This window comes from Microvirga sp. BSC39 (assembly GCF_000739015.1).
In the GTDB taxonomy this organism is placed as follows: Bacteria; Pseudomonadota; Alphaproteobacteria; order Rhizobiales; family Beijerinckiaceae; genus Microvirga.
The window spans coordinates 420148-431534 of record NZ_JPUG01000062.1; the positions used below are offsets into that span (position 1 = coordinate 420148).

The following is an 11387-nucleotide window of genomic DNA, read 5'->3' on the forward strand; positions in this document are numbered from 1 at the left end:
GTCACGGCCGGACTCGTTCCAACCATCCACGTTCTCATCGGTATAAGACCTGGCTCCCGGACGAGCCCGGGGATGCCGCCTGAAAGATCATTCAACCAATTGGTTGACAGCCAATCCGGGCGCACTCATATTCAACCACATGGTTGAACAACACGCATCCCACCTCGACACCGTCTTCCACGCCCTGGGCGATGCCACCCGCCGGCGGATGCTGCGCGATCTCTCCGGAGGCGAGCGCACGGTCGGCCAGCTGGCGGAGCCCTTCGCGATCTCCCTGGCCGCCGCCTCGAAGCACATCAAGGTGCTGGAGCAGGCCGGGATGATCCGGCGCGAGGTGCGCGGCCGGACCCATCTGTGCCGCCTCGACCCCGGCCCGCTGGCGAGCGCCCACCAATGGCTCACCGCTTACGAACGCTTCTGGACCGATCGTCTGGACGCCCTCGACCGGCTCCTGCGCGAGGAGGATGCCGCAAATGCCCCTTAGCCCCCGAGAACCCCACGAGGAGACAGCCATGAATGACCTCTCGCCCACCAACCTTGCCCCCGATGCCTATGGCGTGCTGAGCGAGCCCGATACCCTGACGATCCAGCGCCTCCTGCCCGGCCCCGCGGAGCGGGTGTGGGACTATCTCACCCAGAGCGAGCTGCGCCGCCAGTGGCTGGCCGCGGGCGAGATGGCACTCGCCGTCGGTGCCCCCTTCGAGTTCGTGTGGCGCAACGAAGAGCTCACCTCCCCGCCCGGCACCCGCCCGGCGGGCTCGGCGGAGGAGCACCGGCTGGAATGCAGCATCACCGAGCTCGACCCGCCCAAAAAGCTCGCCATCACCTGGGGCTCCACCGGGGGCGTCACCTTCACCCTCGAGCCCATCGGCACCAAGACCCTGCTCACCGTCACCCATCGCCGGGTGCCCGAACGCTCGGCGTTGCTCAGCGTCAGCTCCGGCTGGCACACCCATCTCGACATCCTGGCCGCCCGCATAGCGGGCCAGGAGCCGCCGGAGCCCTTCTGGGACGAGGTCGCCCGCCTGAAGCCCGAATACGACCGGCGCTTTCCGGGCTGACACCACACCAGGACGTCCGAAAGCCCTCATCCCCTTGTGGGGATGGGGTGCCGGGCGGAGGGCCGCAAAGTCAGCGCGCCGTACCCGACGCAGAAAACGCGCGGCTCCTGGATCGTCTCTTCCCTCTCCCGTGTGGGAGAGGGGCAGGGGTGAGGGTGTGCGGCTTCACCAGCCCGGCGCCATCGCTTCCGCTGCACCCTGCCTCGCGTCGTGTCTTCTTCGGCACCGGCCTTCCCTCGCCCCAACCCTCTCCCGCACGGGAGAGGGAGACCCGCGCCTTGACGTTCGACGCCTCACCGGGCCGAACCCTGCCCCCTCCCGCCAGGAGGAGGGAAACGGCACGCCCCTGCCCGACCCGCCCACACTCCGCGACAGGGTGAAGCCCACGAGGAAGCCCGGCGACGCGGAGCCGATCCCGCCCTGGCGACAGGCCTCGTCCATGAGGTCGAAGGAGAGCGCTTCAGATCAGCCCCCGGCTCTGAGGGCCATCACGGCCGCAATCGCCCGCTGCGGCAGCTTGACGATAGTTGCGATGAGCGCCCCCAGCACGAGGGCCGACCCGCTGAGCCAAGCGGGAGCGGTCCTGCCGCAGGTCTCGCAAGCCTGTGATCGCGGGTGGACGATCCTGGTACGATCCAGGTCCGCTGAAACAAACCGCGCGTGACGAGCAGCTTGGCTCTCACCTTCCACACCATAGCATCGAGCCGGGCTGCACGACACGCCACCCTCGATTGTCTCCCCTCCCGGGGCCTTGACCGGCCCCGGGGCCGAGAACCTGTGCCCTTTCATTCATTCCTTCCCGTCCCCATTACCTCGAGAGATTCATCGTGATCCAGGACGACATTCCCCTCTGCATCATGCCCAATTTCGACGACACGCTGCGCCGCCTGTCGGACCTGCTCATGGCGTACAAGATCTGCCGCCGGCGCACCTGCCGGTGGCACGAGAGCTGCCAGGGCGGGTTCGGGCCGCCCTGCTACCTGCAGCAGCGCAACCTCTTCGCCGATGCGGTCCGCTACGAGCTGGACGAATACCGGAACTATTGGACCCCGCAGCGCCGCAGGGCGAAGACCCGGACGCCCTGGGGGCGTCGTAGCCGGGATGCGGCCGTGCACGAGGCCCGGGCGGAGGGCGGGCCGGTCTTGGGCGGCGGCGCACCCTCGGGGTGCCGGCCAGCCAACGAAAAGGGCGGCCCTGGAGCCGCCCTTGTCCGTATGCGTCGAGGCCATGCCTCCGTTGGGGCCGCTCCTCTGTTGGGGCTGGGCCTCCGGTGAGGCTGGGCCTCTCAGAACAGGAAGTCGTCCGCCGTGAGCGTGCCCTTGAAGCCCTGGAGCACGATGGTGCCGGTGCCGGTCTCCACCACCGTGGCGCCGCCCTTGATGGCGATCGTGAGCTGCTCGAAGGCAGTCACGCCCGTGTTGCGCAGGTCGAGGAGGTCGTCGGCCTGGTTGAAGTCGCGGATGCGGTCGCGGCCGAAGTTCATGTCGAAGGCGAAGGTGTCCTGGCCCTTGCCGCCGCGCAGGAAATCCGCCCCCGCGCCGCCGTTGATCACGTCGTTGCCGTCGCCGCCGAAGATCCTGTCGGAGCCGTCGCCGCCGAGCACCGTATCGTTGCCGGTGCCGCCCTGGAGATGATCCACCCCGGCGCCGCCGTCGATGCTGTCGTCGCCCGCGCCGGCGAAGACGATGTCGCGGCCCTGGCCCGCATCGACGGTGTCGTTGCCCGCCCCGCCGTAGATGCGGTCGTTGCCGTTATAGCCCTTGATGAGGTCCGTCCCCTTGCTGCCGCGCAGCAGGTCGGCCCCGCAGCCCCCGAAATACTTAGCCATTTCCAACCTTCGGTCTTTGATTTCAAACAGGATGTTCAACAATGAAGCGGAACGTTGTCCGCAGCCTCTTCGATATCACGTTCCGGTAGGCCAGTTAGGAATTTCGGCCCAGTGAGCTGTTTGGTCGCTGGACGCAAAAATGGCCGGGGAGCGCCCGGCCATGAGGTTCAGTCCGTGCTGTCCGGCGTCAGAGCCGTCCCATCAGCAGCAGGATGATCAGGATGACGAGGACGACGCCCAAGAGGCCGCTCGGGCCGTAGCCCCAGCCGCGGCTGTGCGGCCAGGCCGGCACGGCGCCGATGAGAAGCAGGATGACCAGAATGAGCAGGATGGTGCTGATGCCCATGGAAATTCTCCTTGGTGGCGCGCCTTGGAAACGGCCGCGCTTCATGGGTGGGAAACTTGGCCGTTGGGAAATGGTTCCCGCTTCTCCGAGCGTCGCTATTGCCTGTGGATGAGTTCCGAAGGGGTAGGTTCCGGGGCGGAACGATCACAAATGCCTGACGTTACCTCCTCGGCGATTGGGTGCCGCTTTCAGCGCGGTCCCAGCGGGAGGTCGCTAGTCCCGATTGTCCAGGACAACCTATGCAGAAGAAGAATCCGAACATCATGCGCAACGACGATACAGAAAACGTTCCTGGCCTTCACGGATCGTCCTCTCCGGCCCTGAGCCGCTCGGTGCAGGCTCAGATCGGCCAGCGGCTGCGTCAGTTCTACGAGACGCTGGCGCTGGGCGAGCAGCCGGTTCCGGACCGGTTCATCGAGATCATCAATCGGCTGGACGAGCGCAAGCCGGAGAAGCATCAGTCATGAGTATCAGTACCGATCTGCGCGATTCCATGCTCAAGGCGACGCCAAACCTACGAGCCTTCGCCATTTCGCTGACGAACAACGTGGACCGCGCCGACGACCTCGTTCAGGAAACCCTGATGCGGGCGATCGCCAATATCGAGCGCTTCCAGCCCGGCACCAACATGCAGGCCTGGCTCTTCACCATCCTGCGCAACCTGTTCCATTCCGAATACCGCAAGCGCCGCCGCGAGGTCGAGGATGCGGACGGCAAGTACGCCGCCACCCTCTCGGTCGCGCCCGACCAGATGCCCCATCTCGATTTCGAGGATCTGCAGAAGGCCCTGGCGCGCCTGCCCCACGACCAGCGCGAGGCGCTGCTGCTGGTGGGGGCCTCCGGGTTCTCCTACGAGCAGGCGGCGGAGATCTGCGGCTGCGCGGTGGGCACCATCAAGAGCCGCGTCAACCGGGCCCGCAACCGCCTCGCCGAGCTGATGCACCTCACCGACGTGGAGGAGGATCTCGGCCCGGACCGCGTCACCCTCTCGGTGATGCACGCGGTCGCCTGATCTGCCCTCAGGAAGCCTTCCATCAACAGGCGCACCTGTCGGAGCGCCTAACGATGCTCTTGCTTATCGAGGAAGCATCGGATCAATCCCAAAAGTGCAGATCTACTTTTGGGTCCGATGCTTTAGCGACGCCGGAACTGCTGGTTGCCGCGCTGCGGCGGACGCGGACCGGAAGAGGCACCCGAATCCTTGTGACGGAAGATGAGACGGCCCTTCTCGAGATCGTAGGGCGACATCTCGACAGTCACGCGGTCACCAGCCAGCGTCTTGATGCGGTTCTTCTTCATCTTGCCGGCCGTGTACGCGATGACCTCGTGCCCGTTGTCGAGCTGCACGCGGTAGCGGGCGTCGGGCAGAATTTCGGTCACAAGTCCTTCAAAGGTGATCAGTTCTTCCTTTGCCATGCAAAGCCTTTCCTCATAACAAAAAAGCCGCCCCTCACCCGGAACGGCTCAGATGCGAGAGAACGTGCCGTAGCACGTTCTCCGGCATGAAACCTTAGGCGTTCTGCAGGTTCACTGCAGAAGCGCGGCCGGTGCGCTGGTCGGTCTGAAGCTCATAGGAGATCTTCTGACCTTCGCGCAAGCCGCGCATGCCGGCGCGCTCAAGCGCCGTGGCGTGAACGAACACGTCCTTGCCGCCGTTGTCGGGCTGGATGAAACCATAACCCTTGGTTTCATTGTACCACTTCACGGTTCCCTGTTCCATGGGGAATTCCCTTTTCACTGTCGTTTGCACGTGGATGCGAGCTTAAAAGCCAGACACCCGTTAGTCGATAGATGGTAGAGTAAGGAACGTGCGCCCGGCAGTGCCAAAGCGGGAAGCCCAGTCGTCCGGCCAAATGTCGATGAAGATTAGGTAGGGTACGGATGGGGCAAATGCAAGGCAAAGCCCAGGGTTCCTTCCCCGGGAACTCCTCGCTGGATGCCTTGCCGGCCCGGCTTCTAGCGGCTGCCCCGTATGCCGGAGATCACGCCCTGCAGGGCCTCCTCCCCTGGAGGCGTGAAGCGGATCTCGGTCCCGTCGGCCTCGATCAGGCCCCGGCCCGTGAGCTCCTCCACGGCGGCCTCGCTCGCCTTGTGGCCGGCTCCGTCCTTCTGCACCACGCTGCGCACCATCTGGCCGCTCGACAGCTGGTGATAGGCCGCGAAGGCGAACACCGCCAGCGCCTCGTCGCTCAATCCGGACAGATCCGCCATCACCCACCTCGCTTGCCGTTGAAGATATCCACCCTCTCAATGCGAAGGCTCCCTGACCGTTCAAGCGGAGCGGCAAAAACAGGCGGCGCAAGGCTGCTTCAGCGGCCAGGAACAGACGTCCACGCCATACGTTGGTCGCGCGTGAGCGGGCTATCCAGGAGCCCGGACGAGAGCAAGGAGGAGCGCACTCATGGCCAACGATCGCAACCGCTACGGCAACCAGGATCCCGGCTGGCGCGACCGCGAGGATGACGGCTACATCGCCCGCCGCGGCTTCGGCAACCGCAGCGCCGGCTACGACCGCCGCTCGGGCGAGGGTGATAGTCGCGGCCGCGAACGCGACTTTGGGGATTCGGCCGGCTACGGCACCGGCGGTTCGGCCCTCGACTGGCACGACGTGGTCGGCGAGGAGCGCGGTCAGGGGCGTCCCTTGTTCGACACCGACCGTCGGCACGATCCGGACCGGTTCGGGCAGGACCGCTACGGGCGCGACCGCCAAGGATCGGAGAGCTTCGGCCGCGGCTCGCGCGACTACAACGAGGAGCGCGGCTTCTTCGAGCGGGCCGGCGACGAGGTGCGATCCTGGTTCGGGGATGATGACGCGGAGCGCCGCCGCGACCGTGACGTGCGCGAGACCGGCCAGCATCGCGGCCGTGGGCCGAAAGGCTATCAGCGCTCCGATGCCCGCATCCTCGAGGACGTGAACGACCGCCTCACCGAGGATCCGCACATCGACGCCTCCGAGATCGACGTGAGGGTCGAGAACCGCGAAGTCACCCTCACCGGAACGGTCAACAGCCGCTTCGAGAAGCGCCACGCCGAGGACATCGTCGAAGCCGTTTCCGGCGTCACCCATGTGCAGAACAACCTGCGCATCCAGCAGGCGGCGGATGCGGGCATCGCCGGCTCGATGATGTCCGGCGCAGGAGCCGCAGGCGCCGGCAGCACCGGGACTCCGGCAACCGGCACCGCGACCTCCAGCGGCCGCAGGTCCGGCGGGACTTCTGGCAGCGGCGTCTGACGCTTCTCCGACCCGAACACCGCCGATTTACCAGGATGTGCTTCTCCCCTTGGGGATGATGCGCATCCGTCGCAACAAGACCTTTACCTTTCCCCAACCGCGATGAGGCCCCATATGGGACGGAAAGGAAGAGGACATCGATGGCAGGCATTTCCGTCACGCTCGAAGGCGACAACATCCAGCTGGCGTTCCAGAAGGACGAACAATCCACCGCCGTGGTCATGGACCCCCATGCTGCGCGCTCGCTGGTGAGAGCCGTGAGCCAACTTCTCGCCGCCATCGGCGAGAGTGTCGGAGAGGAGGGCGAGGACATGCCGGAGGAGCTGGTCGACGTGACCTCCCAGACCATTGACATCGGCATGGACGAGCACGGGATGGCCGTGGTGGCCCTCCAGGCCGGTGCGATGCCGCCTTTCCTGCTTCGCCTGAAGGACGATGAGGCAAGGCACATCGCTCAAAGCCTGCTCGAGATCCTCAACAGCCCCCGCGACGCCCGTGTTTCGCACGGAGATCACTAGGCTTAACCAATCTTCCTCAAGGTCATGAGAAAAGCATTGATCCGAAGCCGGCCGCCTGACATAAGTTACTTTATAACTTTTCTTATGCCTGTTCCGATGCCGCAGCAGCATCCTCAGGCAGCCGGGATATTGTCATGGCGGATTGGTCAGCAGGCTATGTTGTCGATGTCGAGTATACGCACGGCTTCTATCAGGAGCTGACACCGAGCCTCCTCGGCTTTCTGTCGCTTCTGCAGGGGGTGCAGGCACCGGATCTCGGCTCGTCGTCGCTGTCCTATTGCGAGCTCGGATGCGGCCAGGGCTTCTCGACGAACCTCCTGGCGGCTGCCAATCCGCACATCCAGTTCCACGCCACCGACTTCAATCCCAGCCACGTCGTCGGCGCCAAGAGCCTCGCCCAGGCAGCGCAACTGAAGAATGTCCACTTCTACGACGACAGCTTCGCCGAGTTCGTGAACCGGAGCGAGCTGCCTGACTTCGACTTCATTACCCTGCACGGGATCTACAGCTGGATTTCCCCTGAGAACCGCCGGAGCATCGTCGAGTTCATCCGCCGGACGCTCAAGCCCGGCGGTCTTGTCTACATCTCCTACAACACCATGCCGGGCTGGGCCTCCATGATGCCGCTCCGGCGCCTGCTCCTGGAGCATACCGCAGCTCAAGGAGCGCAGCTCTCCCCCCAGTCGCGCGTCTCGGCCTTCCTGCAACTTGCCGATAAGCTCGGCAAACTGGATATGCGCTTTCTTGCCAGCCATCCGAAGCTGGAGAAGAAGATCGAGCGACTGAAGGGCCAGAATCAGAACTACATCTTTCACGAGTACTTCAACCAGGACTCCAACCCCTTCTACTTCACGGATCTCGCCGAGGAGCTCGCTGAGGCGAAGCTCACCTGGGTTGGCCCGGCCAATGCGTTGGACACTCTGGACGAGATCAATCTGACGAAAGAGCAGCGGGAATTCCTCGCTGGGATTGACGATATTCCCCTTCGTCAGATGACCCGCGATCACATCGTCGACCAGCAATTCCGTCGCGACATCTTCATCAAGGGTCCCGTCCGCCTCTCAGCCTATCAGACGCGGGAGAAGTGGCTCGACACACGCTTTGCTCTGACGATGAAGGGATCCAAGATCCCCCGCGAGATGCGCGGGATGCGAGTTGCGATCAAGCTGCAGGATGGCATCTACGATCCTCTCATTACCGTTCTTGAGCAAGGGCCGCGGACGCTGCGCGAGATCATGGCCGCGCCCACGCTCGCCGCATTCAACTTCAACAGGCTTGTCCAGGCTCTTACCATCTTGGTGGCCCAGGGCGCCTGCTCCCCTTGCCTGCCGGAGCGGGGCACCGCCGAGCGGAAGCTTCAGGTGGATTGCTTCAACAGGGCCGTCGCGGACCAGTCGCGCTTCGAGCGCAAGTTCAGCTATTTCGCCTCTCCCGTTACCGGCGGCGGCATCTCGGCTGACCGCATGGCTCAGCTCATGTGGTTGTCCCTGCAGGATAAGGAACCGGACATCACCCGCTTCGTCGGGCATGTTCTATCTGCTGCGGGTCAGCGCTTGATGCAGGACGGCAAGCCGCTCGAGGGTAAGGCCCATGAGGCGGAGCTTCAGCAGCGTGTCGCGGAGTTCGAGCAGAATACGCTCGGCGTGTGGACGGCCCTTGGCCTGAATACGTCCTCTTCTCAGGAATCCTCCAAGCCGACGAGACTGCGCGCCTGACGGGGCTTCACCTCTTCGGCATTAAGCTGAGCAGCTACGGAACTTCATGAATGCCATTCGGTTGTCGAACGCGGGGCATCATTGGCCGCGCTTCGGACAGGGCCTATGGCAGTTCACGACCCAGATCTCACCTCCGGCGCATATCCGTCTGTTCCTGTCATGGACGCCAAGGCGGAGCCGACCCTCAAATACCCGGAGTCGGAGGCCTTCTATGCAGAGGCTCTTAGGGAGCTGAACAATCTTGGTCTGCCCTTCCTGCTCGCCGGCACCTACGCGCTCTCGGCGTACACGGGCATCACGCGTCCGACCAAGGATCTCGACATCTTCTGCAAGGCCGGCGACTACACGCGCGTTCTCTCGCACTTCAAGAGCCTCGGCTACTCCATCGAGATCGAGGACGACCGCTGGCTTGGCAAGGTCTTCAAGGGCCAGTACTTCTTCGACGTGATCTTCGCATCGTCGAACGGCACGATGCCGATCGGGGATCCATGGTTCGAGCATGCGCGGCAGATCGAGGTGTTCGGCACTCCCGTGCGCATCGTCGGGCCGACCGAACTCGTCTGGTCCAAGTGCTTCATCCAGTTGCGCCACCGCTATGACGGCGCCGATGTGGCACACACGATCCTGAAGGCCCACGACCAGATCGACTGGCACGGGCTACTCGCATACATGGAAGTGCATTGGGAGGTGCTGCTCATGCACCTGCTCAACTTCCGCTGGATCTACCCGTCCGAACGCGACAAGGTCCCGGGCTGGGTGATGGACGAGCTCCTCGACAGGCTCTCCAAACAACGCGACCTTCCTCCGCCGCAGATGAAGGTTTGCCGCGGGCGGATGTTCTCCCGTGTCGACTACGAGATCGACGTGAAGGAGTGGGGATTTGCCGATGTAGGCGGCGAAGGTGAATGGCGGAATGAGTGACGTGGAGACAACCATGAAGGTCGCAGCCATGGGCGACCTTCACGTTCGTGAAGACAATGCCGAATCCTACCGCGATCTCTTCGGGGAAATCTCCCGGGAGGCGGATGTGCTGGTGCTTGCCGGCGACCTGACGGATCTCGGCAAGCCGAAGGAAGCGGAGCTTCTCGCGCACGACCTGAAGGCCTGCTCGATCCCCGTCGTCGGCGTGCTCGGCAACCACGATTACGAATGCGGCGCACACGAACAGGTGGCGCAGATCCTGCGCGATGCCGGCATGAAGTTGCTCGACGGCCAGTCGGTGGAGATCGACGGCGTCGGCTTCGTCGGCGTGAAGGGCTTTGCCGGAGGCTTCGGGCGGCGGATGCTCGGCTATTTCGGTGAGCCGGCCATGAAGCAGTTCGTCAACGAGACCATGAACGAAACCCTGCGGCTGGAAAACGCCATGCGGCAGGTGCGGGCCAAGCGCTCCATGGTCATTCTGCATTATGCCCCGGTCACCGACACGATCGAGAGCGAGCCGCTGGAGATCTATCCTTTCCTGGGCTCGTCGCGTCTGGCGGAGACCATCGATCGATTCAAGGTCAATGCCATCGTGCACGGCCATGCCCATCGCGGCCGCTTCGAGGGCCGCACGCCCGGCGGGCAGCGGGTCTACAACGTGGCCAAGCACATCGAGAAGCCGACGGGCAAGCCCTACGCCATTCTCGAGATCTGAGTGGGCTTATCATAGCCCGCTCACGGCGATCATCTCCGCTCAATAGCGCGTGCCGGGATCCGTCGGGTTGCCGGGCAGGTAATCAGGCTCGGACCCAGGACCTTTCGGATCGTTGATTCCCGGATCGTTGACGGGATAGGGCGTGCGCGGTCCTGTCGGGCCGATATCCGGCTGTTCATCAGGAATGGTTCCTGGCGGCACCTCGCTCGGAATGTTCCCGCCGGGCAGCGGCTCGTTCGTGGGGCTTCCCGGATTGACCATCGTTGACTCCTCACTTTGCAAACCCGTGATTGGGTCAACAAGTCCGCGTGAGCAGGGTTCCGATTGCGGTCTTCGCGCGGAACCCCTCCCCGCCTCGCCCGTTCCAGAAGCAGTTCCCGAAAACGATGGAGAAGCGACATGCCTGACATCAAGCAGGCCAGGATCCTCATCATGGCGACGGACGGCTTCGAGCAGTCTGAGCTCATGGTGCCGCAGGAGAAGCTGACGGATGCCGGCGCGACGGTCGAGGTCGCAGCCCCGAAGTCGCGCATGAAATCGGGCAAGATCTACGGATGGGACGAAAACGACTGGGGCAAGACCGTATCCGTCGACAAGGACATCGAGGATGTGACCCCGGCGGATTACGACGCCCTCGTGCTGCCCGGCGGACAGATCAATCCCGACAAGCTGCGTGCGGAGCCGAAGGCGATCGAAATCATCCGGGCCTTCTATTCCTCAGGCAAGACCGTCGCGGCGATCTGCCATGCGCCCTGGCTCCTCATTGAGGCCGGCATCATCAAAGGCAGGAAATGCACGTCCTATCACTCGATCAAGACGGACGTGATCAATGCCGGCGGGCAGTGGCGCGACGAGACGGTCGTGACCGATCACGGCCTCATCACCAGCCGCAATCCCGGCGATCTTGATGCCTTCGTGAACAAGATCATCGAAGAGGTGCGCGAGGGCTCGCATGCGGGTCGCCGTCAGGCCGCAGAGTAAACACCCGCTCTCCGATACAAACAGAAAAGCGGCCGGTGAGAACCGGCCGCTTTCGTATTCGTCTGGAGAG

The 11387-nt window shown here is 64.0% G+C and carries 17 protein-coding genes; 11 read left to right on the top strand and 6 right to left on the bottom strand.

The window, feature by feature from the left end; all coding sequences use genetic code 11:
- The first annotated feature begins 139 nt into the window (after nt 1–139).
- The 3 genes from MA07_RS13130 to MA07_RS13145 all read left to right on the top strand — a co-directional run bounded on the left by MA07_RS13130 (nt 140) and on the right by MA07_RS13145 (nt 2335).
- Nucleotides 140–484, top strand: a complete 345-nt coding sequence (locus MA07_RS13130) for a metalloregulator ArsR/SmtB family transcription factor (RefSeq protein ID WP_052003133.1) — start codon at nt 140–142, stop codon at nt 482–484.
- A 28-nt stretch (nt 485–512) separates the two neighbouring features.
- Nucleotides 513–1061 (top strand): SRPBCC family protein, encoded by a 549-nt coding sequence (locus MA07_RS13135; RefSeq protein WP_036351180.1) that lies wholly within the window; start codon nt 513–515, stop codon nt 1059–1061.
- Nucleotides 1062–1888: 827 nt separating this feature from the next.
- A complete protein-coding gene (locus MA07_RS13145) occupies nt 1889–2335 on the top strand; it encodes a hypothetical protein (protein ID WP_036351184.1) in 447 nt (148 codons plus the stop codon).
- A gap of 11 nt (nt 2336–2346) precedes the next feature.
- Here the strand turns inward: MA07_RS13145 and MA07_RS13150 are convergent, their stop codons facing one another.
- A complete protein-coding gene (locus MA07_RS13150) occupies nt 2347–2889 on the bottom strand; it encodes a calcium-binding protein (RefSeq protein ID WP_036351186.1) in 543 nt (180 codons plus the stop codon).
- Nucleotides 2890–3076: 187 nt separating this feature from the next.
- Nucleotides 3077–3235 carry a DUF3309 family protein gene (locus MA07_RS28980; RefSeq protein WP_036351188.1) on the bottom strand — a complete coding sequence of 53 codons (159 nt, stop codon included), beginning with the start codon at nt 3233–3235 and terminating at the stop codon, nt 3077–3079.
- A gap of 239 nt (nt 3236–3474) precedes the next feature.
- Here MA07_RS28980 and MA07_RS13160 point away from each other — a divergent pair, with 239 nt between their 5' ends.
- Together MA07_RS13160 and MA07_RS13165 are read left to right on the top strand one after the other, a co-directional pair.
- Nucleotides 3475–3702 (top strand): NepR family anti-sigma factor, encoded by a 228-nt coding sequence (locus MA07_RS13160; RefSeq protein ID WP_036351190.1) that lies wholly within the window; start codon nt 3475–3477, stop codon nt 3700–3702.
- On the top strand, nt 3699–4247 hold the full coding sequence (locus tag MA07_RS13165; RefSeq protein ID WP_200879362.1) for a sigma-70 family RNA polymerase sigma factor: 549 nt from the start codon (nt 3699–3701) through the stop codon (nt 4245–4247). Before MA07_RS13160 ends, MA07_RS13165 begins: the two co-directional genes overlap by 4 nt.
- A 122-nt stretch (nt 4248–4369) precedes the next feature.
- On the opposite strand, the gene infA is transcribed toward MA07_RS13165, so the two are convergent.
- The 3 genes from infA to MA07_RS13180 form a co-directional block, all read right to left on the bottom strand.
- Entirely contained in the window at nt 4370–4651 is a 282-nt protein-coding gene (gene infA, locus MA07_RS13170) for a translation initiation factor IF-1 (protein ID WP_009494617.1), read from the bottom strand.
- 94 nt (nt 4652–4745) lie between these two features.
- Nucleotides 4746–4955, bottom strand: coding sequence for a cold-shock protein (locus tag MA07_RS13175; protein ID WP_036351194.1), 210 nt, complete (start codon nt 4953–4955; stop codon nt 4746–4748).
- 236 nt (nt 4956–5191) lie between these two features.
- Entirely contained in the window at nt 5192–5446 is a 255-nt protein-coding gene (locus tag MA07_RS13180) for a hypothetical protein (RefSeq protein WP_036351196.1), read from the bottom strand.
- A 190-nt stretch (nt 5447–5636) separates the two neighbouring features.
- Between MA07_RS13180 and MA07_RS13185 the strand changes: the two genes are divergently transcribed.
- The 5 genes from MA07_RS13185 (at nt 5637) to MA07_RS13205 (ending at nt 10336) form a co-directional block, all read left to right on the top strand.
- The gene (locus MA07_RS13185; RefSeq protein ID WP_036351198.1) at nt 5637–6467 is read left to right on the top strand and encodes a BON domain-containing protein; all 831 of its coding nucleotides are present in this window, start codon (nt 5637–5639) and stop codon (nt 6465–6467) included.
- A gap of 140 nt (nt 6468–6607) precedes the next feature.
- On the top strand, nt 6608–6985 hold the full coding sequence (locus MA07_RS13190) for a hypothetical protein (protein ID WP_036351200.1): 378 nt from the start codon (nt 6608–6610) through the stop codon (nt 6983–6985).
- Nucleotides 6986–7119: 134 nt separating this feature from the next.
- The gene (locus MA07_RS13195; protein ID WP_036351202.1) at nt 7120–8700 is read left to right on the top strand and encodes a class I SAM-dependent methyltransferase; all 1581 of its coding nucleotides are present in this window, start codon (nt 7120–7122) and stop codon (nt 8698–8700) included.
- Nucleotides 8701–8805: 105 nt separating this feature from the next.
- Nucleotides 8806–9621 carry a nucleotidyltransferase family protein gene (locus MA07_RS13200; RefSeq protein WP_036351204.1) on the top strand — a complete coding sequence of 272 codons (816 nt, stop codon included), beginning with the start codon at nt 8806–8808 and terminating at the stop codon, nt 9619–9621.
- Nucleotides 9614–10336, top strand: a complete 723-nt coding sequence (locus MA07_RS13205) for a metallophosphoesterase (protein ID WP_036351206.1) — start codon at nt 9614–9616, stop codon at nt 10334–10336. The genes MA07_RS13200 and MA07_RS13205 overlap by 8 nt, the downstream gene beginning before the upstream one ends.
- Nucleotides 10337–10375: 39 nt before the next feature.
- On the opposite strand, the gene MA07_RS13210 is transcribed toward MA07_RS13205, so the two are convergent.
- Nucleotides 10376–10597 carry a hypothetical protein gene (locus MA07_RS13210; RefSeq protein WP_036351208.1) on the bottom strand — a complete coding sequence of 74 codons (222 nt, stop codon included), beginning with the start codon at nt 10595–10597 and terminating at the stop codon, nt 10376–10378.
- A gap of 138 nt (nt 10598–10735) precedes the next feature.
- Between MA07_RS13210 and MA07_RS13215 the strand changes: the two genes are divergently transcribed.
- A complete protein-coding gene (locus tag MA07_RS13215; protein ID WP_036351210.1) occupies nt 10736–11317 on the top strand; it encodes a type 1 glutamine amidotransferase domain-containing protein in 582 nt (193 codons plus the stop codon).
- The last annotated feature ends 70 nt before the right edge of the window (nt 11318–11387 follow it).

Bases quoted from the DNA above. Each gene is read 5' to 3' on its own strand.
- MA07_RS13130 (WP_052003133.1), top strand. From the start codon at position 140: ATGGTTGAACAACACGCATCCCACCTCGACACCGTCTTCCACGCCCTG.
- MA07_RS13135 (WP_036351180.1), top strand. From the start codon at position 513: ATGAATGACCTCTCGCCCACCAACCTTGCCCCCGATGCCTATGGCGTG.
- MA07_RS13150 (WP_036351186.1), bottom strand. From the start codon at position 2,889: ATGGCTAAGTATTTCGGGGGCTGCGGGGCCGACCTGCTGCGCGGCAGC.
- MA07_RS28980 (WP_036351188.1), bottom strand. From the start codon at position 3,235: ATGGGCATCAGCACCATCCTGCTCATTCTGGTCATCCTGCTTCTCATC.
- MA07_RS13160 (WP_036351190.1), top strand. From the start codon at position 3,475: ATGCAGAAGAAGAATCCGAACATCATGCGCAACGACGATACAGAAAAC.
- MA07_RS13165 (WP_200879362.1), top strand. From the start codon at position 3,699: ATGAGTATCAGTACCGATCTGCGCGATTCCATGCTCAAGGCGACGCCA.
- infA (WP_009494617.1), bottom strand. From the start codon at position 4,651: ATGGCAAAGGAAGAACTGATCACCTTTGAAGGACTTGTGACCGAAATT.
- MA07_RS13175 (WP_036351194.1), bottom strand. From the start codon at position 4,955: ATGGAACAGGGAACCGTGAAGTGGTACAATGAAACCAAGGGTTATGGT.
- MA07_RS13180 (WP_036351196.1), bottom strand. From the start codon at position 5,446: ATGGCGGATCTGTCCGGATTGAGCGACGAGGCGCTGGCGGTGTTCGCC.
- MA07_RS13185 (WP_036351198.1), top strand. From the start codon at position 5,637: ATGGCCAACGATCGCAACCGCTACGGCAACCAGGATCCCGGCTGGCGC.
- MA07_RS13190 (WP_036351200.1), top strand. From the start codon at position 6,608: ATGGCAGGCATTTCCGTCACGCTCGAAGGCGACAACATCCAGCTGGCG.
- MA07_RS13195 (WP_036351202.1), top strand. From the start codon at position 7,120: ATGGCGGATTGGTCAGCAGGCTATGTTGTCGATGTCGAGTATACGCAC.
- MA07_RS13200 (WP_036351204.1), top strand. From the start codon at position 8,806: ATGGCAGTTCACGACCCAGATCTCACCTCCGGCGCATATCCGTCTGTT.
- MA07_RS13205 (WP_036351206.1), top strand. From the start codon at position 9,614: ATGAGTGACGTGGAGACAACCATGAAGGTCGCAGCCATGGGCGACCTT.
- MA07_RS13210 (WP_036351208.1), bottom strand. From the start codon at position 10,597: ATGGTCAATCCGGGAAGCCCCACGAACGAGCCGCTGCCCGGCGGGAAC.
- MA07_RS13215 (WP_036351210.1), top strand. From the start codon at position 10,736: ATGCCTGACATCAAGCAGGCCAGGATCCTCATCATGGCGACGGACGGC.